General features: G+C 39.0%; 26 protein-coding genes and 1 pseudogene. 25 read left to right on the top strand and 2 right to left on the bottom strand.

The window, feature by feature from the left end; all coding sequences use genetic code 11:
• Positions 1 to 8 precede the first annotated feature (8 nt).
• From KSX81_RS18965 to KSX81_RS18925, 9 genes and pseudogenes are all read left to right on the top strand, one after another.
• Complete coding sequence (locus tag KSX81_RS18965; protein WP_217726088.1) at positions 9 to 2174, top strand: hypothetical protein; 2166 nt, start codon at positions 9 to 11, stop codon at positions 2172 to 2174.
• Positions 2175 to 2216: 42 nt separating this feature from the next.
• A complete protein-coding gene (locus tag KSX81_RS18960) occupies positions 2217 to 2441 on the top strand; it encodes a hypothetical protein (protein WP_217731672.1) in 225 nt (74 codons plus the stop codon).
• The gene (locus KSX81_RS18955; RefSeq protein WP_217726089.1) at positions 2438 to 3571 is read left to right on the top strand and encodes a hypothetical protein; all 1134 of its coding nucleotides are present in this window, start codon (positions 2438 to 2440) and stop codon (positions 3569 to 3571) included. The genes KSX81_RS18960 and KSX81_RS18955 overlap by 4 nt, the downstream gene beginning before the upstream one ends.
• Before the next feature lies 1 nt (position 3572).
• Complete coding sequence (locus KSX81_RS18950) at positions 3573 to 4946, top strand: hypothetical protein (RefSeq protein ID WP_217726096.1); 1374 nt, start codon at positions 3573 to 3575, stop codon at positions 4944 to 4946.
• A gap of 11 nt (positions 4947 to 4957) precedes the next feature.
• Complete coding sequence (locus KSX81_RS18945; protein ID WP_217726090.1) at positions 4958 to 5389, top strand: hypothetical protein; 432 nt, start codon at positions 4958 to 4960, stop codon at positions 5387 to 5389.
• Between the two features lie 59 nt (positions 5390 to 5448).
• Positions 5449 to 6489 (top strand): hypothetical protein, encoded by a 1041-nt coding sequence (locus tag KSX81_RS18940; protein WP_254884265.1) that lies wholly within the window; start codon positions 5449 to 5451, stop codon positions 6487 to 6489.
• 4 nt (positions 6490 to 6493) lie between these two features.
• Positions 6494 to 9235 carry a hypothetical protein gene (locus tag KSX81_RS18935; protein ID WP_332058677.1) on the top strand — a complete coding sequence of 914 codons (2742 nt, stop codon included), beginning with the start codon at positions 6494 to 6496 and terminating at the stop codon, positions 9233 to 9235.
• Positions 9236 to 9243: 8 nt separating this feature from the next.
• On the top strand, positions 9244 to 9501 hold the full coding sequence (locus KSX81_RS18930) for a hypothetical protein (protein ID WP_217726092.1): 258 nt from the start codon (positions 9244 to 9246) through the stop codon (positions 9499 to 9501).
• Positions 9502 to 9529: 28 nt separating this feature from the next.
• Positions 9530 to 10022 (top strand): annotated as a pseudogene (locus KSX81_RS18925) (N-acetylmuramoyl-L-alanine amidase).
• A 108-nt stretch (positions 10023 to 10130) separates the two neighbouring features.
• Here KSX81_RS18925 and KSX81_RS18920 read toward each other — a convergent pair.
• Positions 10131 to 11294 carry a site-specific integrase gene (locus tag KSX81_RS18920; protein ID WP_217726093.1) on the bottom strand — a complete coding sequence of 388 codons (1164 nt, stop codon included), beginning with the start codon at positions 11292 to 11294 and terminating at the stop codon, positions 10131 to 10133.
• A 351-nt stretch (positions 11295 to 11645) separates the two neighbouring features.
• On the opposite strand from KSX81_RS18920, the gene KSX81_RS18915 reads away from it, so the two are divergent.
• The 16 genes from KSX81_RS18915 (at position 11646) to KSX81_RS18840 (ending at position 25369) form a co-directional block, all read left to right on the top strand.
• Positions 11646 to 12971: a tyrosine-type recombinase/integrase gene (locus KSX81_RS18915; protein ID WP_117515376.1), complete on the top strand. Its 1326-nt coding sequence runs from the start codon at positions 11646 to 11648 to the stop codon at positions 12969 to 12971.
• Between the two features lie 6 nt (positions 12972 to 12977).
• Positions 12978 to 14183 (top strand): hypothetical protein, encoded by a 1206-nt coding sequence (locus tag KSX81_RS18910; RefSeq protein ID WP_117610446.1) that lies wholly within the window; start codon positions 12978 to 12980, stop codon positions 14181 to 14183.
• Positions 14184 to 14360: 177 nt separating this feature from the next.
• Positions 14361 to 14660 (top strand): helix-turn-helix domain-containing protein, encoded by a 300-nt coding sequence (locus KSX81_RS18905; protein ID WP_117610445.1) that lies wholly within the window; start codon positions 14361 to 14363, stop codon positions 14658 to 14660.
• 2 nt (positions 14661 to 14662) lie between these two features.
• The gene (locus KSX81_RS18900; protein WP_117610444.1) at positions 14663 to 14971 is read left to right on the top strand and encodes an AbrB family transcriptional regulator; all 309 of its coding nucleotides are present in this window, start codon (positions 14663 to 14665) and stop codon (positions 14969 to 14971) included.
• The gene (locus KSX81_RS18895) at positions 14964 to 15998 is read left to right on the top strand and encodes an AAA family ATPase (RefSeq protein WP_217726131.1); all 1035 of its coding nucleotides are present in this window, start codon (positions 14964 to 14966) and stop codon (positions 15996 to 15998) included. Before KSX81_RS18900 ends, KSX81_RS18895 begins: the two co-directional genes overlap by 8 nt.
• Before the next feature lie 144 nt (positions 15999 to 16142).
• Positions 16143 to 17192, top strand: a complete 1050-nt coding sequence (locus tag KSX81_RS18890; protein ID WP_120144341.1) for a DUF6371 domain-containing protein — start codon at positions 16143 to 16145, stop codon at positions 17190 to 17192.
• A gap of 2 nt (positions 17193 to 17194) precedes the next feature.
• A complete protein-coding gene (locus KSX81_RS18885) occupies positions 17195 to 17638 on the top strand; it encodes a RusA family crossover junction endodeoxyribonuclease (RefSeq protein WP_117610442.1) in 444 nt (147 codons plus the stop codon).
• Between the two features lie 50 nt (positions 17639 to 17688).
• Positions 17689 to 17961, top strand: coding sequence for a hypothetical protein (locus KSX81_RS18880; RefSeq protein ID WP_117610441.1), 273 nt, complete (start codon positions 17689 to 17691; stop codon positions 17959 to 17961).
• 133 nt (positions 17962 to 18094) lie between these two features.
• Complete coding sequence (locus KSX81_RS18875; protein ID WP_117610440.1) at positions 18095 to 18514, top strand: hypothetical protein; 420 nt, start codon at positions 18095 to 18097, stop codon at positions 18512 to 18514.
• A gap of 57 nt (positions 18515 to 18571) precedes the next feature.
• A complete protein-coding gene (locus KSX81_RS18870; RefSeq protein WP_151923700.1) occupies positions 18572 to 20353 on the top strand; it encodes a hypothetical protein in 1782 nt (593 codons plus the stop codon).
• Between the two features lie 4 nt (positions 20354 to 20357).
• On the top strand, positions 20358 to 20519 hold the full coding sequence (locus KSX81_RS18865; protein ID WP_007754900.1) for a hypothetical protein: 162 nt from the start codon (positions 20358 to 20360) through the stop codon (positions 20517 to 20519).
• Positions 20520 to 20544: 25 nt separating this feature from the next.
• On the top strand, positions 20545 to 20874 hold the full coding sequence (locus tag KSX81_RS18860) for a hypothetical protein (protein WP_117610438.1): 330 nt from the start codon (positions 20545 to 20547) through the stop codon (positions 20872 to 20874).
• 9 nt (positions 20875 to 20883) lie between these two features.
• On the top strand, positions 20884 to 24144 hold the full coding sequence (locus tag KSX81_RS18855) for a phage tail tape measure protein (protein ID WP_117610437.1): 3261 nt from the start codon (positions 20884 to 20886) through the stop codon (positions 24142 to 24144).
• Positions 24145 to 24169: 25 nt separating this feature from the next.
• Positions 24170 to 24664, top strand: coding sequence for a hypothetical protein (locus tag KSX81_RS18850; protein ID WP_117610436.1), 495 nt, complete (start codon positions 24170 to 24172; stop codon positions 24662 to 24664).
• A gap of 2 nt (positions 24665 to 24666) precedes the next feature.
• Positions 24667 to 25149 (top strand): DNA-packaging protein, encoded by a 483-nt coding sequence (locus KSX81_RS18845; protein WP_117610435.1) that lies wholly within the window; start codon positions 24667 to 24669, stop codon positions 25147 to 25149.
• Positions 25136 to 25369: a hypothetical protein gene (locus KSX81_RS18840; RefSeq protein WP_217726130.1), complete on the top strand. Its 234-nt coding sequence runs from the start codon at positions 25136 to 25138 to the stop codon at positions 25367 to 25369. The genes KSX81_RS18845 and KSX81_RS18840 overlap by 14 nt, the downstream gene beginning before the upstream one ends.
• A gap of 37 nt (positions 25370 to 25406) precedes the next feature.
• Here the strand turns inward: KSX81_RS18840 and KSX81_RS18835 are convergent, their stop codons facing one another.
• On the bottom strand, positions 25407 to 25736 hold the full coding sequence (locus tag KSX81_RS18835; RefSeq protein WP_217726129.1) for a hypothetical protein: 330 nt from the start codon (positions 25734 to 25736) through the stop codon (positions 25407 to 25409).
• Positions 25737 to 25741: the final 5 nt, after the last annotated feature.

Below are 25741 nucleotides of genomic sequence, written 5' to 3'. Positions count from 1 at the left end.
GAATTATTATGGCACTAAGAATATCAAACACATCCGGTACTTTTGATCTGCCGAAAGACTTCAGTACAGAAATAGAAGACAGCTCTCCCATTTACAACGAACGGGGATCCCAATCTATTGCCGCTACCATACCTGGTACCAGAAATAATCTACGTCTCAACAATTACATTAACAGAACTGATATTGACAGCGCCCCTATTGCTGATGAACGCGTGACCATCAGTGACGGAGTTTACCATCGAGTGGGTAAAATGAATACGACAAAAGCTTCAGAGAATGATGGAATAACTTTTAATGTAGGGTTTGGAGAATCTGAATTATACAGTATATGGGAAGATGTTTCTTTGCAGTCCATCACCCTTCCTGTTATTCGTCCTGAAGGAGGAGTCTCGGAATTACTACCTTATATTATAGAGAATAGTCAAAAGGATGATTCTCCTTTCTGTCTGTTTCCTGTGGCTGTATCTTGCAATCGTAAGAAAGATAATGATACAGTTACAGATTATGCAGAATATATAAATAATTATCGTGATGGATATTGGTGGAAAGCACGGACGGAAACTTTTTTCATCAATGGAGAACCCGTGGAAGTATCGCTTCCTGAAGGATATGGAATAGTTCCTTTTATAAAAGTCAGCTATATATTAGAAGCTATATTCTCAACCTACGGATATACTGTCACGGAGAACCCATTTACTAACCACCACCAGCTCGGTCAATTGGTTGTTCTTAATAATGCAGCCGACTGCTGTGTAAAAGGAGAACTAAAATATGCTGATCTCATGCCTGACTGCACAATCAATGAATTCATGCAAGCCTTATGGTGCCGTTTTGGATTACTTTACTTTGTAGATGGAAATACCCGTAAGGTCAGACTTAAATTCATTCGTGATATCCTTAATTCCAAAACTACTTCTGATTGGACGCTACAAAAAGCGTCCAAACCAATTATCAATTTTGAAGCCCCACAGCAATTAAAATTATCAGCTGCAACAAACGTACGGGGGGAAGATCCAAGATGGACGGCAGCTCCTGCCGCTGATTCACTGGATAAATTCTTAAAGCCATATCATTATATTGTTACCACTAAAGCAAATGGATATCTCACTTATTCTACAGAGAGCGGATTATACTATAAAACAGATAACATAACCGGACGTTCAGAATTAGTGTCAACGGATTTCTTCCCCTGGGATCGTGGAGCTGATATGGCATATAAAGAGATTACCTCTATTGATGAATTTTTGCCTTCCGCAACGGAGCGTTTTAAAGGAAACATATATAAATATATACGAGTTCCTTACTATCTGTTCGGTAAAGTACATCGATACACTACAATTTCTAGTTCCGATGTTGAATTATCAGAAAACTTAAACTACCAAACCCCTTTGGCATTTTGCTTTTCTTTCTTCGATACAAGAGACCGAGTTACTTATGGTTCACAAATTTGTCTGGATATTTTCGGAGAACCGGTATTAAACAAACAAAATGGAAAAGCCTGCGAAATTTCTCTTTTATTTGTTGGCAAATATGGACTGTTCAATCATTTCTGGAAGGAATATGACGCTATTCTTCGCCACGCCAATCATCTCATAGAAACGGATATGCATCTATCGGCTCAACAATGTATGAATCCAGATTTCTCCTCTCCTATTTTACTTGATGGTCAACGAATGTTGCCTGATACCATACGTTATACGTTACCCAAAAGTTCTTCATTCCCGGCAACAGTCAAATTGCGTACAACCAAATTACTCAAACCATATAATCTGAAAGAAGAACAAACCGTCCCCATCGTCGATCAAAAATATAAGTGGGCGTTATTTGATAACAAGAATTCAGTTGTAGAAGCTGCCGTAAAACCACAAAAAGATGCCTGGAGAGACGAAGCGAATAGAGATGGGAATAGCTTATATGACCTACAATATAAGAATGTTTCTACTGATACAGTGGATATTAAAGTCCCTCTTTCAGTACCTACTGAAGAAGATTACAATAATAAAAAGGAGTATTTTATAAGGAAAGTCAATTATAGTTTCGATCTATATTACCGGATTAGGTATTACCTCGGTACAACGCCCGATGGACACCTCCATTATGAGATTAGTAATTCGAGAGGAGGAGTACATTATGACCTGCAATATGACCAATCATTGCGTGCAGAGTTATTATAAAATGTCCTTTATATCCCGCAATATAACATACAATTTTGCAATATGAATACATCAGAAACAGTAATATCAACTATTCAATCAAATGATATTGAAAAGATGCTCATCACTTATCAGGAATATATGAAAAATGCATCTATTACGTTTGATGACCTCTTTCTTTTTCTCTCTCACCCAACCGCTGATAGAGAAGAATTCCTGTATGACTATTGTACCTGTAATTATCTGGTACAAGAACAAATTATCTCACCTAATTATCTAGTAAAATGAGTTTGACTGCAAACATATCGCCCGCCAATATGGCATTGACCGGCAATCCAATCAAGTTGTCGATCAACAGCAGTTCTCTGGCAACTTATACCATTTTAGTAGGAGAACAAACAATATTCACCGGCAGCGGAGAAGGCAACTTCTTTGTTTTTATTCAGGATATACTTGCTGATATAGTACAACCGGCCCAATTATATAATGAATCGGAAGAAGTTCTGCTACAGGCAGAAGGTTGTTCTCGTAATGTTACTATCAATGTTTCCAATAGTGAAAAAAATAATCTAACGATCTCCCTGAAAGTATTTATTGGCGGAGTAAGCAAAAGAATGTTACGTCATCTCAATGATGAAAATAAGAATGTGTTTATCTGGAAATTGATGAATCCGGACGGTAATTTCTTCCAAACAACCCGTACTTCCGAAAGACTTATTACAATCCGGGAAACGGAACTACTTCCGCTCTCCTTCATCTATCCTGATGGTGGTATACTAAGAGTAATTGCAAACGGAATGGAGACCGCCCTAATCGGAGTAGCCGGACAACCGGTTGCACTCAACTTATATCGTCTTCGGAAGCAACTTTTCGATACTCACCATATTCTTGCCTCCATATTTGATATCTATGTAGGAGAAACTAAATCCTGCACGATCGTAATTACTCCCGGAACAATAAGTAGAGAAAGGTATCTCTTACAATTTCTTAATTCATACGGTTCTTATGAGCTGATCGAAATTACCGGCATTGGAAGTATTAAGCGTGAAGCAGAAAAAGAAAATGCATTCAATAAGTATGATGAAGTCATAGATGATTATGTTGAATCCTGGGAAAGGTTATCCGGACGCGAATCTATGACTGTAGAATCCGGATATCGCACAAATGACGAACTGATACATTTGATTGATCTGTTATCTTCTGACGACATAAAACTCCTTGGACTGGATGGACGAAATATCAGAGTAAATATAACAGCGGAAAATCTTACCAGAGCATCCCGTGCAACCGTTCCGGAGAGTATAAAGTTATCTCTACGTTTTGCGGATTCAGAACAGCGTTATACCGGTTCATTCACTGATGATGATTTAGGATCACCGCGAATACATACCGAACAATTCACTAAACAATTCAATTGATATGTCAACACAACAGGATCTCATAGATCAACTGATAGACTACATTGACAAAGCTATTTTGAAGAACAGTGTCTCCAACCGACATGTCGCAACAGTACTATCTTTCCTAAATGAAAAACTGAAAGATTTTGCTGAAGGAGATACTTTTTTGCGTCGTAAGCAACCAGACAGCACCCTCTTCTTATTGCAGTTGCTAGGAGGACTTGAAGTTGAGAAAGGAGTAAAAGCTGATAATATAAAGGTGCTAAATGAACTTCTTGCCAATACCGCCTCTTTCACTGGAAACATTTCTACTTCAGGAGATATTTCTTCTTCAGACTATGCCTGCAAAATGTTGGGATGGTTAATATCGGCTATCGGAGATGCAGAGTTTAACTCTGTACACATACGCGGATTCCTGGAATCAGATGAATTTAGATATAATCGTATCTCGGTAGTTAGTGGAGAAACTTGGAATGCACCTGGCGGGGGCATCATAGAGGAAGTAGATCCACTGGAGAGAATTATCTATTTGAAATTAGAGCCCGGAGAACTTGCAGAAATAGAGATTGATGACATCTGCAAAGGAAAATTCAATGATTCGGTCACTGGTTTTCATACCTCTTATTTCCGAATTTCTGAAAAAATTGATGAAAAGACTTTTAAATACATACTTCGTAGCGGAACTATACTTCCACCACAAAAGACCATGCACTTCGTCGCGTATGGAAACTTCACGAACGAAGAGCGACAAAGATCGAGCTATTCGACGCAAAGCTATGTCCGCTATCTGACAGGTGTTAATAATTGGGAGATTACTAAGGAAATGATCGCTATGCAGTTGGGCGACCTGTCTAACTTAAAACTGTTTGATATTGATATGACCGGACATTCAGCCTATCTCCGTAATGTATATATGACCGGAGTTATCAAACAGATTTCCGATGATGGAGTAACAGAAAGCCGCGTCCCCTGTTTTAAGGGAGAGTGGAAAGCCGGAGCTTATTATTACTATGACGAAGTAACTCACAACGGATCGTCATGGTTATGTATTTCAGATAAGCCTACAACGCAAGAACCGGAGGAAGGTGCTACAGACTGGCTTGAAAAGTCAGCAGCAGGCAAAGATGCGATAATAGTTAATATAATGAGTTCTAACGGGAATATATTTCAGAACGGTTCTGTAGCTACCACTTTAACCGCTTACGTGATAAAAGGAGATACAGATATAACAGATAGCGTTCCGTCTTCTCGCTTTTCGTGGGAGAAGGAAAGTGATAATTCGGATACCGATAAAATATTCAATGAGACGCATGTCGGGCACGGGCATGTACTTACACTTACCCCAGATGATGTTTGGGGACGTGCTACATTTAATTGTATTGTTTCACTATAAAAAATAAATTTATGGAATTTACAACACCATGTTTTATAAGAAAGAATACTAAGGAACTTCGAAAGAAGTTGGAGGTATTGGGGTATAAAGAATCTATCGGAAAGGAAGGTCCTTTTCTTTTCACGTCATGCAATAGCTTTGACTGTATGCACTCCGATTCCGGATTGAATGATTTAGTCAATAATGGACTTATTGATTGCGATGGAAATGAAGAGCTTTTTCTTGCTATTGCTGCACTTCGTGATGATATTGACAGAGGACAATGGTTCGTTTTGGATTATGACAATATTTGGGAGGCAGTTGGCTGTTATCAATACAAAGGTGATTTTAAACTGTGTGATTATAGAGATAAATGGTATGGAGCGACCGATATTCCTACTGCTCATAAGGCTACGGTGAAAGAACTTATTGAACATTTTAATGCCCTACCTTTAAAGAAGTGAATTAATTTAGTTTTAAATGTGACAAGTAAAATAGTTATAACAATTTAATAATCAAAATTATGCCAATCGCAAGAGGTCAAATTACCATCGTCGATTTGAACGACGCAAAATCAATGAACATGTATCTAGGCTCTAATCAGCCTTTAACGCAAATCTTTAACAAGGAAAACAGCACCTATGTACCGAACTATACGGCTTCTCCTTTCCTTGTCATTACCCCTGAAATGTATGTATCCGGAACGACAACAAACGTAATCAGTCGTTTAAAAGCTGCTCCTACCTATACAGTGAATGGAGGTGCAATCACTGCATTCGGTGGTACTGTTGCCGCTACTGCGCCGTATGCGTTGACGCTTAAGAACAATATGACATCTGTATCGCAGATGAAGGTTGAATGCTCCGGTATTTACGTTGATCCGGATACGAAGTTAGAAACTCCTGTCAAAGCAGTCATCAACTACACTAAAACTGAAAATGCCGGGCAGCTTATTTGTGCTATTGCGTATGCTCCTGCTGGTAATGTTTTCAAAAACGATCAGTCTTCAACTTTAAAAGCGCATTGTGACATGTGGCGAGGTAGTAGTATTGATGCTGATAAGGTTGCATATCAATGGTTTAAATTGAAATCTGATGGTACCTGGGAATCTTTGGCAGCTTCCAACTCATACGGTATTACGGGTACAACAACTAATGAGATCACCATCCCGGCAAGTGCTGTCTTAAATTTCGAGTCTTTCAAATGTGAGATCAAGGATACCGATACAGCATCCGGAACCTACAACACAACAGTGAGCGATATTATTTCGTTCTCCGATCTTTCCGATCCGTATATAGTGGAAGTCTCCTCTACAACGGGGGATAAGTTAGTAAATGGCCAAGGAAGTACGACTATCAATGCCAAAGTATGGCAAAATGGGGAAGCATTCACCGACAGTGCTGCTGATACCAAATTTGTATTTTCTTGGAAGAAGTACAATAAGGATGGTACACAAGATACGGCTTGGGGAACTTCCGGTGTAAAGACTGGAAAGACCATTACCGTCACTGCTGCCGAAGTCGATGTAAAAGCGACGTTTGTAGTTGAATTATCACTAAAATAATAGTATGATAGTAGCAAGAGGACAAATAACGATTAGCGTAACGAAGGACGGGCAATATCCCGCGCAGGAGTTCGCAAAGTCTACATCTGGCACGGTTGCGCCTACAAGTGGGTGGAGTAAAACTCCGCCCGCCTGTGGTACAAACGAATATTTGTGGATGCGCACGGGTATTGTTATCCCTCCGGCTACGTCTCCCGTTTCATGGACTACTGTTCGTATTGGTGCAATAGATGGGGCAACTGGGGCTAAAGGTGACAAAGGTGAAACGGGACCGACAGGATCGCAGGGTATTCCCGGCACGTCACAATTCTTTCATGTGAAGTATTCCGCTAATGCGAACGGCAATCCTATGAGTGATACCCCTAATACCTACATCGGTACAGCAGTTACAACAAGTGCGGCCGCTCCGACCGGATATACTTCATATAAGTGGGTACAGTTGAAAGGCTCGCAAGGTCCTAAAGGAGAACAAGGTATTGCCGGACCAACCGGAGCCAACGGACAAACTTCCTACTTACACATCAAGTACTCGGACAACGGTACGACGTTTACCGCTAACAACGGTGAGACGCCGGGCGCATACATCGGACAATACACTGACTTCACGGCGGCAGACAGCAATACGTTTTCCGCATATACCTGGACGAAAGTCAAGGGCGACAAAGGCGACAAGGGTGATACAGGTGCAACTGGGGCAAAAGGCGACAAAGGTGATACAGGACCGACCGGATCGCAAGGTATTCCCGGCACATCACAGTATTTTCACGTAAAGTACTCCGCTAATGCGAACGGTAATCCGATGTCTGACACTCCGAATACTTATATCGGTACAGCGGTAACAACAAGCGCGACCGCTCCAACCGGACACACTTCGTATAAGTGGGTACAGTTGAAAGGCTCGCAAGGGCCTAAAGGGGAACAAGGTATTGCCGGACCAACCGGAGCCAACGGACAAACTTCCTACTTACACATCAAGTACTCGGACAACGGTACGACGTTTACCGCTAACAACGGTGAGACGCCGGGCGCATATATCGGACAATACACTGACTTCACGGCGGCAGACAGCAATACGTTTTCCGCTTATACCTGGACGAAAGTCAAGGGCGACAAAGGAGATAAAGGCGACAAGGGTGATACAGGTGCAACCGGGGCAAAAGGTGACAAAGGTGATACAGGACCGACCGGATCGCAAGGTATTCCCGGCACATCACAGTATTTTCACGTAAAGTACTCCGCTAATGCGAACGGTAATCCGATGTCTGACACTCCGAACACTTATATCGGTACAGCGGTAACAACAAGCGCGACCGCTCCAACCGGATATACTTCATATAAGTGGGTACAGTTGAAAGGCTCGCAAGGTCCTAAAGGAGAACAAGGTATTGCCGGACCAACCGGAGCCAACGGACAAACTTCCTACTTACACATCAAGTACTCGGACAACGGTACGACGTTTACCGCTAACAACGGTGAGACGCCGGGCGCATATATCGGACAATACACTGACTTTACGGCGGCAGACAGCAATACGTTTTCCGCTTATACCTGGACGAAGGTTAAGGGCGACAAAGGTGATAAGGGAGATACGGGTGCAACTGGAGCAACCGGGCTTCCCGGTGCTCTAATCCGTCCGCGCGGCGAGTGGAAAGCAAATACTAACTATGTTAACAACACGCAGTATCGAGATACTATCATCTACAACGGTAATACTTATTCGTGTCGTGCGGATCATAATTCCGGTTCTTCTTTCGATGTAACGAAATGGACTTTGTTTAACGAATTTATAAATGTCGCTACGCATTTATTAGTAGCTCAAAATGCAACGATCGATATACTCGGTACGTCTGGTCTGTTTATCGGTAATCAAGCAAAAACGCAAGGTTGGTTAATGACAGGCGGTTCGATTAAGCACAATGTAACCGGGCTTGAACTAACAGCAGACGGGAAATTATCACTCCCTAAAACAGGTGCGATATTAGTTGGGGGTAAGACGTTTATCAGTGATGGAAAGATCGTAGCTGATTTTATTGATGTTGATAAATTAGCAGTTACTAACTTAGCAGCAATAAAAGGCACGATTGCAGGGTTTGAGATTGCGAATAATCGTATCGGAGTTGCAGATAGCGACAAAGGAGGTGTGTATTCCGGGTTATCTCTTAACAGAGATTTTATTAAGTTTTCCGAGTCGGATACATGGGTAGGCATAGGCACTAATGTGTTTCCATCGTCAACCGGAATGAAGTGTCTGGCACGATGCGAATATACAGGAAGTGTAAATTCGGGTATAGCTTTATACGCAAAATTTAGACCTAAAGAAGCTTCTAGCTGGTATACACAACGTGCTATTCAATATGACGGGAATGTTTTTGGAATAGGTCGGCGCGCTATTTTTGAAGATGGTTATGTTGGAGCAGCCTACACGGATATAATAACAAGTAATATAGCGAATACTCATACTTATGTATTTACCTCGATCTCGTCCACATTAGTAGCGATTAATCTTCCGGGACGTGCTCAACTAGAGAAGCTCGGAATTTCTAATAACACTTTCTTCGAGTTGCGGATAATGGTTACCTGGGAACCCGGTTCTAATAAATGGCTAAGAATTAAAGGCTGTGCAGATGGTCGCCTGTTGATGGGTGTCAATGTTGCAAATGTGAATCTATGGGGAGATGGTTGTGCTGATATTTCAGGTGGGAATATGTTTAGAATAAGATATATGAATAGTCACTATTACCTATAATTACAATAATGAAAATAGACTTTAGAAATATTCAAGTAAAAGACATCGAAGGGAATAACAGTACCGTCGATATTGCAAAAATGTTAGGCAATACGATCTATCAGAAAACCGCCGATTTAGGCGAGTTGGAACTAGCTCAACAAATCTACAAGAACGGTGAAGTAGAAGTATCTCCCGAACAGGCGGAAAGTATTAAAAAATATGTGAGTACGGGGTTCGTCGCTTTTGTTCAGGTAGCGGTTAATGAAGCTTTATCGGTAGAATAATTCAGTTTCAATCACTTTTATTAAAGACATGAACAATATTGATTCAATCATCATCCACTGTTCGGCTACACGTGCTGGACAAGCTTTCAAAGCAAAAGACATTGATCGAATGCATAGAGATCGAAACTTTTCTATGATTGGTTATCACTATGTCATTGACTTAGATGGTACCATCGAAGAAGGAAGACCTCTATCAATGGAAGGTGCCCATTGTAATACTAAAGGCACCTCTGGTATATCATACAATAAACATAGCGTAGGAATTTGCTATGTAGGTGGTTTAGACGCCAACGGTAACCCAGCAGACACACGTACTCCTGCACAAAAAATTGCACTAATCGAGTTGGTCTCCCGACTTCAAAAGTCAATTCAAGATCACAGAAGTACTAGGTCACAGAGATACTTCTCCAGATCTGAATGACAATGGCATCGTAGAGTCAAAGGAATGGATTAAATCCTGCCCCTGCTTCGACGCTGCAATTGAATTCGGCTACTCTCCTGCAGTTGTTATACGACCATAAGAAAGTTTGTACGAGCATGCAGTGTTTTGTACCAAAGTGTACAAAGACTGTACGCTCGTTATTTACTGGTTTTCAGACTGATAGAAACACATTGTACAAATGTACAATTTAAAATGCAAAACAGTTGAAACACTGCATTCCCTCTTGCTTACTCTCGTTTAAAACATGGGCATACACTAAAGTCTCTTTTAAATCAGAATGTCCTAGTATCTCTTTCAAGGAAGCTATATCTTTAGTCTTACGCAAAAAAACAGTTGCAAAAGTATGTCTACCAACTTTATGTGTAATGTTCTTCTCTATTCCAGCAATAGCAGCTATTTCTTTCAGGAATCTATTCATCGTTTGATCAGCTGGCAGTTTCTCAAAAACGATACCCTTTTTTCTGGTACCAACAATATTTTTCAGTAATGTACGAAGTGGATCCGATATAGGTACTTGAATAGGAAATGGTTTTCTTTTCTTTAGCTTCATTCGGAAATAAGTCAATGTATCATCTGTAAACTGCTCAAGAATCAATTTCTTTGCATCCCCTATGTGCAAAGAGCTAAAACATAAAAACAAAAACATTTCTAATGTTTTATGATGTTTATAGTCTAGTTCTCCATCCATATATAACCCCATCAAAGTTTGTAACTCATCTTCTTGCAAATACTCACCACTAGGAATTCCTTTCTTTATCTTCCAGTTCTTGAAAGGATTCTCATCCATATATCCAGCATTGTATGCAGCTAAAACATACTTCTTTATTGTGGCCATGTTTTTGTTTGCGGTATTTTGATTATTTCCAAGTCCAGTCATCAGATGAAAGAAATACTCATCAAGCCACTCCCTGGTTATATCATCAAAATAGAGATTAGGATTATATTCTTGCAGCTTTTTGATAACCGATAAGTTCGTCTTAAAAGTTGAATATTCAAGTTTAAACGATTCTTTTTTTTGATAGTCTCGTACGAACTCGAAAAAAGTATTGTAATCGGTTGGTCGATGATATGCTTTAAGAAAAGCATCGCGAGTAAGTTTGCGATCACGAAGTCGGTATTTTACAAAAACATTGTTTATTCTGGCTAATATGTTTTCTATAATCAGGTTTTTGTCATTGCACTGTTTGTCTCCTACTCCTACACACTTCTTCTTATCATTCCAGTTTTTCAAATCAACAGAGACTTTCGTTGAAAAGTTTACTTTTTCACGATTAACGTAAAAAGATAACCAAACGACTCCGGTAGATGGGTCGCTTCCGTATGTTCTTAGATATATTTTTATAGTTACCATAATCTACAATGGTCCCTTTTTACAGATAAGAATTGATAATCGGTCTACACCTGCACAGTTTGTTACACAAATACAGAAGTAGTTAATTGTTTGTGTGTCAACAAATAACAAATGCCGGACACATTTCTGTATCCGGCATTTTGCCTTCTTCGAGGTTCCTGGCGAACCTCTTTTTCTTTATTTTCCTTATTTATTAGATAAAACATTATCTTCATAAACTACTGAAAAACAACAAATTATTTATCACACAAAGAAAATAGAATAAAATAAGATAAAAGTTTGTAGTACCAATGTAGTACCAAATCAAAAAGAATCTCTATCTTTGTAGTACCAACTTATAAAAGTAAAAATATGGGTGCAACATTCATTTTGAGAACTGACAAAAGCGAAGGATATGCAACCTTATACGCTCGCATACAAAACAGGGTTCCAAAGATTAACATTCGAGTATCTACCGGATTAGAGGTTGATATAAAAGAGTGGAACAAATCTTTAACAGGAGCCAAAGCTCTAACAGCTTTCAGGACAGGCAAAGGAAAAGAACTTTACCTTAAACTAGACGCTATTTCATCAACGATTGACGCACTAATAAAAAATGGTGTAGCCATAACTTCCAACATGGCTAAAGAGCGTATACATGAAATAGTATATGCTGAACAGATAGCAGCCGAAAAAGAACGAGCAGAAGCCGAAGCTAAAGCCCTAGAAGAAGAACAGGCTACCAACTTCAACGACTTCATAGCACAATTCATTCACGAATGCGAAACAGGAAAACGGAAAAAGAAGGGAGGAACTACAAATATATCTCCTGGAACAATCAAAAGCTACAAAGGCTTTCAATCCCAGTTTAAAGCGTATCAGGAAACAAGGCTAAAGGTTATTGATTTTGAGGATCTGACAATAGAGTTTTATAATGACTTTCGATCATTCCTCACAGATAAGGAATATTCCCCTAATACTATTGCCCGGATGGTGAAGATATGCAAAACAATCTGTTATGCAGCCGAACAGCTTAAACTAATGGATGCGGCAAACGTCCGGTTTGGTTTTGATGTGATCTATAAAGATGTTGATAATGTCTACTTGACTGAAGAACGAATACAGGAACTTTATGAGTACGATTTATCCAATCGTCCGGCATGGGAAAAGATAAAAGATGTGTTTGTAGTCGGCTGTCTGACCGGGCAACGAGTAAGTGATTATAAGCGCATCAATTCAAAAATGATAGTTACCCTTACCGATGGCAATAAGTACATCAAACTTAAACAGGAAAAGACCGGAAATATCGTTTATATTCCTCTTGATTATCGGGTTGCAGCTATCCTTGACAAATATAACGGTACACTTCCCAAAGTCTACGACCAAAAGATAAACGACCATATCAAAGAGATTGGAGAGGCTTTAGGATGGACGGAAATAGTAGAGTTGGACGAACAACGGGGAGCAATGGAGTATACAGCAAAGAAACGTTTCTGCGACCTTCTTAAAACTCATACCTGCCGAAGAAGCTTAGCAACCAATATGTATAAAGCCGGGGCTTCATTAAGTTCTATTATGGCTATCACTGGACACAACAGCGAGCAGCAACTAAAGACGTACCTTAAACTGGATGAATCGGAAAAGAGCATGCTAGCAGCTAAAGAGAATTATTTCACGAAATTACGAATAGCAAAATAATCAATCATGGAAAATTGGAAAGAACAATACAATCAGCTAGAATGTGAGTGGAAGAAATATTATAAGGATGATTTTGCAGAAGTTTATAAATACTTATTAGAAGATAATATATCAATTGACGAAGCAATAATCAAGATAGGAGCTAATTATAATGCAGAAGATATATCAAACCTCAAGAGATGCGATGAGATATTGGCTCAAGGCACCAAATTAGTAATGGATAATTCAGAAGAGCTAATTAATGAAGGAAACGCAATTATGTACGATCTGATCTTAGCATTATCTAATGAAAAAATTAAAAAGACATTATTTTTTGAAAATCTAAAAAAAGAAGATGAAAGTTTTGATGATCTGTTTATGTCGAATAACTATAAATGCGAATATGGACTTTACACATATTACAGAAAGCTAAAAGAGCATAAGCTAGACGTTTTTTTAGGAACAGAAGATTTTAAGAACATAATAGAGACATTAAATAAAGTCTGTATATTTATAAAAGAGAATAATCAACATCCTATTAAAATTCAAAACCAACTCATTGAACTAATAACATTATATATTGGAATGAGGCTTGAATATCATTTAATTATAGTATTACAAGGTTTAATAGAATGGACAGAAAAAATATATGAAAATAACAATGAGCCCGAAAAAGAAAACGCATTTGAGTTACATACCTGGATTTTAAAACAAGCAACCCGGTTGTACTATAGTTATTATCTTTCCTGCAGTAATCAAATTGAGAATGATTTTGATGTTTTCTTCTTTTCTACAATGATCGGGAGATATATTAAAGAACATAGTGATGAATATTCAATAGAAGCAATAGAAAACATCATTGATGATAACAACATTCCTAAAATCGACAAAACATTAATAAGAAAAATCTATAACAAATGCAACAATAATCAATGGAATAGTATCCCTATAGATGATTTTATCAGATTACTTAATTGTGACAATTCAAGAACTCTATCTATTAAAAAAGATGAGTTTAATAGGACAAAAGTTGTATTTAAGAATATAGCCAACAGCATAAAAGATAAAGGAAGTCGCAAAAAATGGATCGAATTTATTAAAAAAGAAGTCTTCAATAATGTAGATTTTATGAAAGCTACATTGAGAACCGATACAAGCTGCGAAGGATATAGCCAAATCGATATAAATTTTAGCAGTTTTATAGCCGATTTAGGAGTTTCCCCCAATAAATAAAAAACGCCCCAATAAACTCCCCAATAAATATTTCAGAAGCGCATTGATAATCAACATTTTATCAATGCGTTTTTTTTTATATTCCCCAATAAATCCCAATTTCTCCCCAATGTATCTTCGCAGTTGAAGATTAGGACGTGCACACCCTGCCTTCATAACAATTAAAAAGTATAAGTTATGAAAGAATTAAATGCAACCCAGCAAGCTATAATTATGAGTTTCTTTGATCCATTTGTAGATGTGATTGTAGATAGAGTTTCAGAAAGAATATTGTCTGTAACTGCTAAGAAAGAACCAAAGTTCTACACTCGAAAAGAAGCCGCTGAAATCCTTCATGTCACCTTACCAACATTGGCGAGAATAACAAAAGACGGACTTCTTATCTCCAAGCGTGTAGGTAGTAGAATCCTGTATGAAGCGGATGCTATTGATGAGGCAGTAAAAAAGCAGGTCGTATTCAAATATCGGAGGGCGTGACTATGAAAGAAAAGAAAAAGGCAGCCTCCACGACCGCCAATCTCCAACATAGATCCGGAAACAAAGATAGCAAATCATCTCGAATAATTCAACAGGTACGATCTATTTTCTTATCTGGTCGGAAAGTAACAGCAAAAGAAATCAACGCTGAAACAAATTCGAATGATGCTAGACGTGTAATCTCCACCCTCCGTAATGATGAAGGTTGGGACATTAAAGACGTTCGTCTGGACGATAGAAGAAAACTATACTGGTTAGAGCCAGATAAACGGCAAATGTCTATTGATTGGGAGGTTAATGGCAATGAGTGAAGCAATAAAACAGATTGTTAGCGAATTTGAAAAGCCTGTGATTGAGATTCCATCCGATATAATGGATGCTATTCAATGTAGCCGCCTGGACTTATCACAAAATATACCCGATCCGCAAATGCTCGTATCAAAAGGAAACCTACCTGTATGTACCCGGGGAAATTTTTCTTTCGTTATTGGTTTACCCGGTGCAAGAAAGAGTTTTCTATGTTCCGGTATTGCCGGGGCGTTCCTGAATGAAAACGGGTGTATGGGATTAGACAACCCGAACGGATCTGGAAAGTTACTTTGGATTGATACGGAGCAAGCACCGGGGCACGTGGCGAAGATCGGGCGGAGACTACACCGCATTGCAGGGCTTCCAACTAACATCAATTCAGATAATATCATTATTCACATGTTGAGAGAGTATCAGCCGCCAATAAGACATAAAATCTTTTATGCGTGCATGAATCTATATCATCCTGATTTTGTCGTTCTTGATGGAGTTAGTGATCTAATAGCCGACCCTAACAGTTCGGAGCAATCAACGTCTGTAATTAATGATTTGATGGCTTTTACAAAGGAATATGATTGCCACGTTCTGACAGTCATTCACGCCAATGTAGGAAGTGAAAAAGCCCGGGGACATCTTGGATCGGAGGCTTTGCGGAAGTGCGAAACAGCGATTTTTGCGGAGGCTAAAGGAGATGTAACGTTGTGCAAATGGGCTAAAACTAGAGATATGCGACCGATGGACTTTGCATTTATAGTTTTGGAAGGGCTTCCCGTTGAAGCTGAATACATGCCCATTGAAGCAAAAACGGATAAACTACAACAGACTTTATCAAGTATCATGCCTCAATATCCGGCAACTATAACCTATTCGGATTTAAGACAGAAACTAATGCTACATCTTGGAGTGAAAGAAAGAGCGGCAGAAAAGAATGTTACGAAAGCGGTAGAGAATGGATATATTATCAAAAATCAGGTAGGCTGTTATTACCTGCCAAAGATTGAAAAAGCTAATGATACACTACCATTTTAATAACCGTTACCGTACCGTACTTTTCTACCGTACTCATCACCCCTTCTATAGAAGGGGGTGAATACGGTTAATACGGTGTACGGCAAAAATACGGTAAAAATACGGTTATTAATACGGTGCTATAAAATTTAAAGATTTTGATTTATGAGTGAACATACATATCACCTACAAAAATACGCAGGAACGAGTACCCGCCACACCTGCCCGCAATGCGGACATAAAGGAGAATTTACTTATTATGTTGATGAAAGGAATGTTCCTATTGATGAATCGTGCGGACGTTGCAACCGGGAACGTTGCGGCTATCATCTGACACCTTCGGAATATTTCAAGGCACACCCGGCCGATAAACGAAATGAGTTTACCACATGGAAACAGCCGGAACCACCTAAAGCAATTCCCATATCTTATCTACCTTCTTCGTTGTTGGCAACAGATACACACCGAGACAGAAACAATCTATTCCAGTTTATGTCTAAAGAGTTCGGAGATGTTGAGGCAAACCGGGTGTTTGATCTCTACCATGTCGGGACATCTCGCCACTGGAGAAACAATGACGGATTATCTACCACCTTTCCACAGATTAACGAAAAAGGCAAATTATGCCAACTAAAGGTTATGGCTTATAATCCCAATACGGGAAAACGGATGAAAAAACAAGACCGGGCGGAGATGTGGAGCGATAAGGCGCAAAAGTATATTCCAGATACTCGACCGATGGATAAGATTTGGTTTGCCGGGAAAACGCTTCTCAAAAACTATGAGGCTAATCTTCAGCAAACATTCTTCGGTTGCCATTTAATAAAAACCTCATCCCGGATAGGAATTGTTGAAAGTGAGAAATCAGCCCTTATATGCTCTATTTTGATGCCCGAAATCACTTGGATAGCATCAGGAGGCTGTAACGGATGCAAATGGACGGAAACAGCCGTTTTCAAGCCGTTATCAGGCAAAAGAGTAGTTTTATATCCTGATAGTGGAATGTTGGCAAAATGGGAAGAAAAAGCCGAAATATTGCACAGCGCCGGAATAGATGTAACAGTTAGCCGGATATGTGAAGGACTACCGAATAACTGGGACGTGGCGGACGTTCTTCTTCGGGAACGACATACACAGAAAGGTATGAATATTGGTGAAATAATGGCTTATGCCAAAGAAATAGGAGTTTCCCGGCAAATAACATATAACGTTTGAGTATGGAAATAGAAATAATATACGGGCAAGTGATAGCGAAAGCAAATAACTATCAAGCCGTACCGGGCAAAGACGGTCAGAAACGGATCATCAAAAACGACCGGATCAGGGAGTATGAGAAATCCTTCTGCCTACAATGCAAGAAGTATCGAGGAAAGCGCATTTCCGGTCGTTTCAAGCTATTTATTCGTGTATGGCATGGGAATATTCGCTTCGATCTGGATAATGCCTTAAAAACGATCCTTGATTGCTTGCAAATGGTGGAGGCTATTACAAATGACAGCCTTTGTTTTGAGATTCATGCGGAGAAACGGATAGACCGACGGAATCCGAGAGTAGAGTTTGGTATGGAAGAGATAAACGAGCAAAAAAATATATTCAGCCAAAATAAAGCGAGCGAAAATCACTTTCATCTGTCAGATGAGCAAGAGTACCCAAAAGAGTAAATTATCATTTTCGCTCACCTTAAAATGAGCGAGAGCAACATTTAAAAGTTATGGAAGCAATTAAAGAATTAAAGAAAGAGTTTATTAAGAACAAAGAGCGATTTATCCAAATCGGATATAATCCCCAAACTGAAGTTTACTTATACAAGCGTATATTTCCAGGAGGAGCAATCGTTTATGAAGTGTTCAAACGCAAGATAAATAAACGGTTTAACTGTGTTAGCTATCCCGGTAACAACGCCTTTGGTTATTGGGCTTTGACATTCCCCAAATATGAGCAAGCGAGATATTATTTAGATAATGGGTTTATAAAACCCTCGTAAGTTTATTTTTAAAAGAATCATTTAAACAAATGCCCATTAAACGAGGAAAAGTATTATCAGATAGGTGTTTGTCTAATCGTTGCAAAAGAATTAGAGAACAAATATTTTATTAACCAATTTAATTTTTTAGGTCATGAAACAAGAAACATTTTTCGGAGTAAGAAAAGATAGTGAAAAACATCTTTATGTGAGAAGATGTGACAACAACGAAGTCCTTATCACTAAAACAGTAAACGGGGAATCCATAACAGAAGAGAACACCGTACACCTAAATGCGGAAGAAGCCCGTAAACTGGGGATTCAGTTGCTAAAATTAGGTAGTGAAGAACTGCCAAAATCTGGAATAGATCTTAAAACGGAATCTTTCGTAGACAAAATCACGGTATACAGAGGAATAAACCCGGACGAAACACCGGCCAATCTCGCAGTTATCACCATTGATGAAAGTGATGAAGCCAGACAAGTAAGGGAAGATAGCGGAGAGGAGCCCGGCTTTTCCATTGAAGGCGAAGAACTGGAAAAACTCATTTCCGCACTGGCAAAGATTGTATAACCGATACCGGGTAGGTCTGCTTCGGATGGTCTACCCGGTATAAATAAAAAATATGCTATGACAAGAGACGAATTATATATCAATAACACAAAAGCCGATCTTAACAAGACGGATATTACTTTGAGCTATAAGAGTAACCTGCTAACCGATATTAGTAAAATTATAAGTAATAGGAGTTATACGATCAGGTTGCCTAAAACAGCAAAGAATCTGGCTTTGATTGAGTGTTCACATCTTCCCAGCTCAATAAGCCGTTATCCTTACCTAAAGCATAAAGGAACATTATTGCGAAATGGTGTTGAGATGATTAAAAATGCCAATGTAGTACTACTAGAAACTGGCGAAACAATAGAGGTTGCTCTTACATGGGGAAACGTCACAAACTTTGCTGGCGTGGTAAACGATGGCAAGAAGCTAACGGATATTACGCACGGGACAGTGGAAGGCGTGGATTGGGTAGTATGGAGTAATAAGGGAAGCAATTCAGCGCAATTTCCACTTATCGACTACGGGTTTAACTCCGATGATCCGAACGTGTGGTATCATCCTGTAGTGACTGTGAAATGGATTTTAGACAAGATTCAGGAGCAAAGCGGAGTGACATTTAATTTCCCGTCTGACAAGCTTACTGTTATAAATAAAATGATTATTCCTCTTTTGACAAGGAATGATTCACAAGAGATATATGATGCCTACCCAATGACTTTAAAAGTAACAGGGTATGATTCATCAATAATCAAATTTGAAGCTGTAGGAGATAGTACCCAACAGTATGTTAGCACTAATGGGAGCCGGGATATTTACCCGAAATTTGATTCAACATTGAAACTGAAAGGAACAATAGAAGTTTCATACACTTACTCACAGGGGATTGATTATTTAAATACGCCTTTTCAAATCACAGTTTATAGCACACCGACCAAGCAGGAGGAAATAATAAACATATATAAGCCGGCTGCATATATAGAACCGCCATATATTCGGCTAGTTTATAGCTTTGATACTTCTGCTACAGTTTATAAAGATGGATATTTTATAATATCAAGTGGAAACGGAAAACAACCGATAAATAGTGTATCAGGGAGTTTATCAGTAACGATAACAGAAAGAGAAGAGGATGTTTTACTAGGTGAGAAATTTCCCCTAGTTCCCAATCTTCCAGACATCAAGCAAATAGACTTCATTAAAGCCGTTGCCTCAATGGTCGGTTTGTTTGCCTTACCGGATGGCGAAAACGGGATCAAGTTTATTCCCTTCGATAATCTGTCTGCAAACAAATCTAAAGCTGTAGACTGGACGAATCGTGTGATAATGGCTTATAATAGCGTAACGCCAAGAAACTTACAGTACACCCTTGATAACATTGCTCAAAACAACTGGTTCCGGTATAAAGAAGATGATAATGTCATGGGAAACTATGACGGAAATATCCAGGTTGATGATGCCACGATTGAGTACGAACGTGATGCCATCACTTTGCCTTTCTCCGCCTGCAGTACAAAAGGAGGCGTTGCTTATATTCCTCTTTATTCTTATAACGAGGAAGGAGAGTTGGAGTATAACAAAACAAATCCCCGGATATTATTGCTTGATGGCACGAAGGGAATATTCAAGGGGCTAGAATGGACTACCTTAATTGCAAATAACTATCAGACGTACAAAGGGCTAATCAATAATGCAAAGGTAGTGACCGAGTATATCCGTCTTAACAGTATCGAATTGCGGGACTTAGAGATGGATATACCGGTTTATTTGGCTCAATATGGTTGTTATCTGGCTATCATAGAGATAACGACCAAAGAAAACGATATATGCGAGTGTAAACTTTTAAAATTGTAATGTCATGGAAGAAAATGTAGAAGAAAAGATTCGGAGTATTACCGAACAGGCCAATCAAACTAGAAAAATGCTTTTAGAAGAGTATTTGGGACATTCTATCTCTATGGAGGAGGCTATAAATATGGAAATACCGGACGAAGCTCTGGATCATCTGGGAGATTTGTAATTTAATGATTTAATATAAAATGATTATGACAGAAAAAGATTTATTAAACAACAGAGAAGCCATGAAATTAGCTTTGGCTTTTGATAAGATGGCCAAAGAGTATAAAACTACTATTCAGAAAATAGTAGCAGAAGGCAAACGAGTTACGGAATTAATCCAAAACAACCGGATGGAGGCTGTATCAACATTATCAATGATCGAGAATCTGATAAATGAACATGAACCGGATTCCGAAAAACGTAAAAAAATGCTTTCACTCCTGGATAATCTGAATATCAAAGGAGATAGCAAAACTTTCCCAGCCCTTGTTATGGCTTTATTTTTTGCAAGTAACGGAGTATTAACCGAAAAATAGAAAAGAGTTATGAAAAATGAAAATACAGTAGAAAAAGTATTAGAGATAAAAGTCCGATATGATGATGCGATCCGGAACATTGCAAAATACCGGGCGGCTATTGACGATTTGAAGAAGGAAGAGGCAGAGTATAAAAAAGCCTTGAAGGACAAGAAAATATCACAAGAGGAGTATAATGCCAAGCTCGTAGAAACAGAAAAAAAGATGATGCACGCTAAAGACGTGGTTCAGACGCTTACTAAAGATGTTAGAAATAATATAAAGATTGAAAAGGAGCAAACAGGTAGTTTAAAGCAACTCCGAGCACAATTATCCAATCTTACATCAGAGTATGACAGCCTTTCGGAAGTAGAAAGAAAAGCAAGCAGAGGGCAGGAACTTAAAATCAAGATCAACGGTATAACAGATTCACTCAAAGAAGCGGAAGGAGAAACTCAACGTTTCTACCGAAGTGTCGGAAGCTACGAAGAAGCCATAAAAAACGCTCTGGGAATGAATAACTCTTTTGCTGATTCCCTGCTACGTATGGCAGACAATGCCAAAAGCGGTTCCGGTCTTTTCTCCAATCTAAAAACGGAAGCTTCCGCCTTCGGAAATACCCTAACTTCCCTTTTAAAGAATAAAGTATTTTTAGGCATCGCAGGGATAGCGGGTGCTGGTGTTGTCTTTAAATGGTGGTATGATTACAATAAAGGTTTGGTTGAAGCTACAAAGTTAACAAGGCAATTCACTGATAAATCAGGGGATGATTTGAAGGCTTATCGAAGTGAAGTGCAAGCTCTGGCAGACTATTACGGGAAAGACTTTAAAGAAGTGCTTATTTCCGCTAATACGGTATCAAAACAATTTGGTATCACTTCCGAGAAGGCTTTGCAAATAATAAAAGACGGATTTATAGCCGGAGCAGATGCGAATGGCGAATTTCTGGATAGCCTGAAAGAATACCCGGCATATTTCAAAGAGGCTGGAATATCTGCCGATCAGTTTGTAGCCATCATCGCAGAGACCAACAAGCAGGGGATATTCTCCGATAAGGGTATAGATACGATTAAAGAAGCAAATATACGGCTCCGAGAAATGACAGATTCCACTGCCGCAGCATTAGAGGGGATCGGGCTAAATTCGAAGAAAATACAAAAGGAGTTACAAAGCGGGTCTATTACTACTTTTGAGGTTATGCAACTTGTTTCTGATAAATTGAATGAGCTTCCGGAAAGTTCCGCTGCTGTTGGTACTGCCATTGCTGATATATTTGGCGGCCCGGGAGAAGATGCAGGTTTGAAGTATATCCGGACACTGAAAGATATTTCTACCAATTTGGATGAAGTGAAAGCTAAGGCCGGAGAGTTAGGACGTGTCGAAGAAGATTTAATTAATTCTCAAACCGAATTAACAAAAGAGATTGCTTTGCTGTTTGATGCTACCGGAGGATCATTTGAGAAAATGACAACTAAGATTAAGCTATTTGTGAACTCCGTTCTTTCAGAACTAATTAAAGAGGTTAGAGGGCTGTTTGATACCGTAGAAACTATATCCAATAGAGAAGAAGCCATTGCAAAACGATTAGGAGAGACTATTGGGACAGACATGGCAAAAAAGAAGTATATTGATATAGAAAAAGCTCGGAAAGAATATATTAAACAGGGAATATCCGACAATGAAGCTTTAGAGAAAGCAAAACAAGATCAACTAAAGATTCTCGAATTATCATTGGCACAAGAGGAAGAATATTTCCAAAAGACTATAGATATAAACGAGAAATACAATAAAGAACTAAAAGATGCTTCAATTATTAGACAAGGACTAGGGTTAGATCGTACTAATAAAGAAATAAATCAGGATATTAGCAAATCTTGGAAAGAGCGAATGAATCAATTATCTGTTGTTGAATCTCTAAGAAAACAAATAAATGATATAACGAATTATGAGCCTACAAGCAAAGCAACGGGGGGTATCACCAGTGCTGCCAATATTGAAGCAAAAAAGAAAGAAATTGCCGAATTGAGGAAAGCAGAAGATGAAGCCTTAAAACTGATAAAAGATAGCCGGAAACGCCAAACGGAAGAGATCGAACTACAGTATTCCCGCCAGATAGAGGATCTTAAAAAGCGTATTAAAACGGAGGAGGATTTGACACCTAAAGCAAAAGAGGCCATCAATAAGCAAATCACTTCATTAGAAGCACAAAAACAGCAGGCACTAAAGAAGCTATCCGATGAAGAATTGCAGAAGGAAATTGCCAACCGCCAGAAGCTTATAGAAATACAACTTGAATCTGTAAAGAAAGGAAGCGAACAGGAATATCAACTGAAGATGCAGCAATTAATTGCGCAACGGGATTTAGACCTTTCTAATACCGAACTTACCGAACAGATGAAATTTGCCATCCGTGAAAAATATAATAAGAAAATTGATGATCTTGTAAAACAACATGATGCGGACTTACTGAAAAAGCAACAGGATGCAATGAAACTTCGCTATGAAACCGAGATTGCAAAAGTGTACAATGATGAAGCGGAAGTTTATCGTATCAGATTAAAGCAAAGAAAGGAGGAATTAGACGCCATCCAACAAATGGAAGGAGAAAGTATAGAAGCTTTCAATCTTCGTAAGCTGGAGCTTAAAAATGCCTATCTCGATGCAGAAAAAGAACTAGCTGATAAAGAAGTAGAAATCGAAACACAGAAATCAGAAGCTATTGGAAATCTTATTGGTGGAATCTCTTCCTTGTTGGAGTTGGCAGGAGAAACTAATGAAGAAATGGCACGTGCCGCAAAACTATTAGCGATTGCAGAAGTTGCCATAGCGCAGGGAGTAGCTATTGCAAATGCTGTTAAAACGGCTACCAGTTCAAGTGCAACATGGATAGATATGCTTGCAGCCATTGGAACTGTTGTTGGTGCTGTTACTGCTATGATGGGAACTGCTATGAAGTCTATTAAATCCGCCAAGTTTGCAACCGGTGGACTAGTTACTGGGCCGGGAACCGGAACGAGTGATAGCATACCGGCACAACTAAGTAACGGAGAATCGGTAATGACAGCAAGAACTACGGAGTTATTCGCTCCGATACTTTCCTCATTTAACCAAATGGGAGGCGGTGTTCCGATAAACATCACCGCATCAAGTAATCAGACCATGGGAGAGGATATGTTAGCAAGAGCTGTAGCAAAAGGAGTCCAGATGATGCCTAATCCGGTGGTATCTGTAACTGAAATAAACACAGTTGGAAAACGAGTTGAAGTACTTGAAAACCTAGAAAGCTTATAATATATTATTAAAAACTATTGAAGATATGGCAAAATTTAATGAAGAAACAATTCAAAAGTGCGTTGACTGGGTATGTGAAAACGGACTTATAGATTATGGCGGTGCAAAGCTTATTGACTTCTGTAATGTAATGGGAATCGGAAAGAGTACCTATTACCGGTGGATGGAAAATGAAACTTTCGGGACTGCTATAAAAAAGGCGAAAGAAGATTTCAAAAACGGGTTAGAACGCAATGTAGTTTCTTCCCTTGCAAGGTCTGCCATCGGGTATGAATACGAACAAGTTTCTTCCGAATACTACATGGAAGGCAAGAAAAAGAAGTTGAAAAAGGAAGTTAGAAAAAATGTCCGTGTTGAGCCTAATGTAGGAGCCGGAATATTCCTTCTCACAAACCTTGCTCCTGACAGATGGAAGAACAAACAGAACACCGAGCATTCCGGAGAAGTTTCTACCGGATTGACCGTTGTAGTCAAGAATCAGGAAGAAGCGGATTTAATCAAACAATTAAAAGAGCATTAGTTATGTCTGCACCTAAAGGAAACCAATTTTGGAAGTTGAGAAACAGGCATGGGAGAAGCAAGCGTTTTGCTTCTCCTGAACAGTTGTGGGAAGCAGCCTGTGAGTATTTTGCCTATTGTGACAGGACTCCATGGAAAGTAATCAAGAATAAAACGAAAGGAGAAATAAAGGAAAAAGAAGAAAGCCCTACACAACGTCCTTACTCTCTGACCGGGTTAATGGCTTATTTAGATGTTAGTAAGTCCTTTTGGAACGATTTTAAAAAAGGTAGTCATGAAGATTTTTCCGTAGTCATTACACGCATAGAGAATGTCATCAGGACACAACAATTAGAAGGTGCTATTGTTGGTGCGTTTAATCCCAATATAGTTTCCCGAATTATAGGTCTTTCTGATAAACAAAAGGTAACTCATACCATCAACAGTAAAGAGTTTAAAGGCTTTGATTTCTTACCTTATATTCCCAAAGCAGATGAAAGTATATGAGGTTTTAGCATCAAGCCGCTTTCTACTCGCTACAATGAACAGAAACGGAGTGAGCGCAGATGATATAATGTATCTTGATATGTTCTATGAGTATAGAGATATGCTTGCAGAAGGACGAAAAGAAACCGAAATTCGGGACTTTCTTGCAAACAAGCATAAATTATCAGCCTCAACAATAAAAAGGATCATAAAACGTCTGAATGATGAATATAAATTATAGTTTTAATGGCTAAGTATAAACAAAAGTCCCGAACCAATCAAGGAACGGGGCTTATTATTTCTCTCATTTCAGCCTTTGCCAAAGGGGAAAGTTCTTTCATATAATTACATTTAAAAGCGGCTGATTCCAGGTCAAGCACATCATAACGGACGCCGGAACGTAACTTTTCATCAACATCTTTATATTTCTTCACTATGCCAGCTTTTACCCATTTAGTAACATTTCCTTTGCCATACCGGATATGTGCCTGATTTTGAGATATAAATTGAGATTCTTTGAATAAGCTAATTCGTTCTTTTTTACGACCCAGATTTTCTGCAAATTCTACTAGCTTAAACAGCAATTCTTCGGATATGGCTACAATCATATTAA

The sequence above is a fragment of the Bacteroides sp. MSK.18.37 genome (assembly GCF_019129155.2).
Classification (GTDB): Bacteria; Bacteroidota; Bacteroidia; order Bacteroidales; family Bacteroidaceae; genus Bacteroides; species Bacteroides ovatus.
Note: the sequence above shows the minus strand (reverse complement) of the source record. Positions and strands in the feature narration are given on the sequence as shown.

Coding starts and splice junctions, on each gene's coding strand:
- KSX81_RS18965 (WP_217726088.1), top strand. CDS start 9: ATGGCACTAAGAATATCAAACACATCCGGTACTTTTGATCTGCCGAAA.
- KSX81_RS18960 (WP_217731672.1), top strand. CDS start 2,217: ATGAATACATCAGAAACAGTAATATCAACTATTCAATCAAATGATATT.
- KSX81_RS18955 (WP_217726089.1), top strand. CDS start 2,438: ATGAGTTTGACTGCAAACATATCGCCCGCCAATATGGCATTGACCGGC.
- KSX81_RS18950 (WP_217726096.1), top strand. CDS start 3,573: ATGTCAACACAACAGGATCTCATAGATCAACTGATAGACTACATTGAC.
- KSX81_RS18945 (WP_217726090.1), top strand. CDS start 4,958: ATGGAATTTACAACACCATGTTTTATAAGAAAGAATACTAAGGAACTT.
- KSX81_RS18940 (WP_254884265.1), top strand. CDS start 5,449: ATGCCAATCGCAAGAGGTCAAATTACCATCGTCGATTTGAACGACGCA.
- KSX81_RS18935 (WP_332058677.1), top strand. CDS start 6,494: ATGATAGTAGCAAGAGGACAAATAACGATTAGCGTAACGAAGGACGGG.
- KSX81_RS18930 (WP_217726092.1), top strand. CDS start 9,244: ATGAAAATAGACTTTAGAAATATTCAAGTAAAAGACATCGAAGGGAAT.
- KSX81_RS18920 (WP_217726093.1), bottom strand. CDS start 11,294: ATGGTAACTATAAAAATATATCTAAGAACATACGGAAGCGACCCATCT.
- KSX81_RS18915 (WP_117515376.1), top strand. CDS start 11,646: ATGGGTGCAACATTCATTTTGAGAACTGACAAAAGCGAAGGATATGCA.
- KSX81_RS18910 (WP_117610446.1), top strand. CDS start 12,978: ATGGAAAATTGGAAAGAACAATACAATCAGCTAGAATGTGAGTGGAAG.
- KSX81_RS18905 (WP_117610445.1), top strand. CDS start 14,361: ATGAAAGAATTAAATGCAACCCAGCAAGCTATAATTATGAGTTTCTTT.
- KSX81_RS18900 (WP_117610444.1), top strand. CDS start 14,663: ATGAAAGAAAAGAAAAAGGCAGCCTCCACGACCGCCAATCTCCAACAT.
- KSX81_RS18895 (WP_217726131.1), top strand. CDS start 14,964: ATGAGTGAAGCAATAAAACAGATTGTTAGCGAATTTGAAAAGCCTGTG.
- KSX81_RS18890 (WP_120144341.1), top strand. CDS start 16,143: ATGAGTGAACATACATATCACCTACAAAAATACGCAGGAACGAGTACC.
- KSX81_RS18885 (WP_117610442.1), top strand. CDS start 17,195: ATGGAAATAGAAATAATATACGGGCAAGTGATAGCGAAAGCAAATAAC.
- KSX81_RS18880 (WP_117610441.1), top strand. CDS start 17,689: ATGGAAGCAATTAAAGAATTAAAGAAAGAGTTTATTAAGAACAAAGAG.
- KSX81_RS18875 (WP_117610440.1), top strand. CDS start 18,095: ATGAAACAAGAAACATTTTTCGGAGTAAGAAAAGATAGTGAAAAACAT.
- KSX81_RS18870 (WP_151923700.1), top strand. CDS start 18,572: ATGACAAGAGACGAATTATATATCAATAACACAAAAGCCGATCTTAAC.
- KSX81_RS18865 (WP_007754900.1), top strand. CDS start 20,358: ATGGAAGAAAATGTAGAAGAAAAGATTCGGAGTATTACCGAACAGGCC.
- KSX81_RS18860 (WP_117610438.1), top strand. CDS start 20,545: ATGACAGAAAAAGATTTATTAAACAACAGAGAAGCCATGAAATTAGCT.
- KSX81_RS18855 (WP_117610437.1), top strand. CDS start 20,884: ATGAAAAATGAAAATACAGTAGAAAAAGTATTAGAGATAAAAGTCCGA.
- KSX81_RS18850 (WP_117610436.1), top strand. CDS start 24,170: ATGGCAAAATTTAATGAAGAAACAATTCAAAAGTGCGTTGACTGGGTA.
- KSX81_RS18845 (WP_117610435.1), top strand. CDS start 24,667: ATGTCTGCACCTAAAGGAAACCAATTTTGGAAGTTGAGAAACAGGCAT.
- KSX81_RS18840 (WP_217726130.1), top strand. CDS start 25,136: ATGAAAGTATATGAGGTTTTAGCATCAAGCCGCTTTCTACTCGCTACA.
- KSX81_RS18835 (WP_217726129.1), bottom strand. CDS start 25,736: ATGATTGTAGCCATATCCGAAGAATTGCTGTTTAAGCTAGTAGAATTT.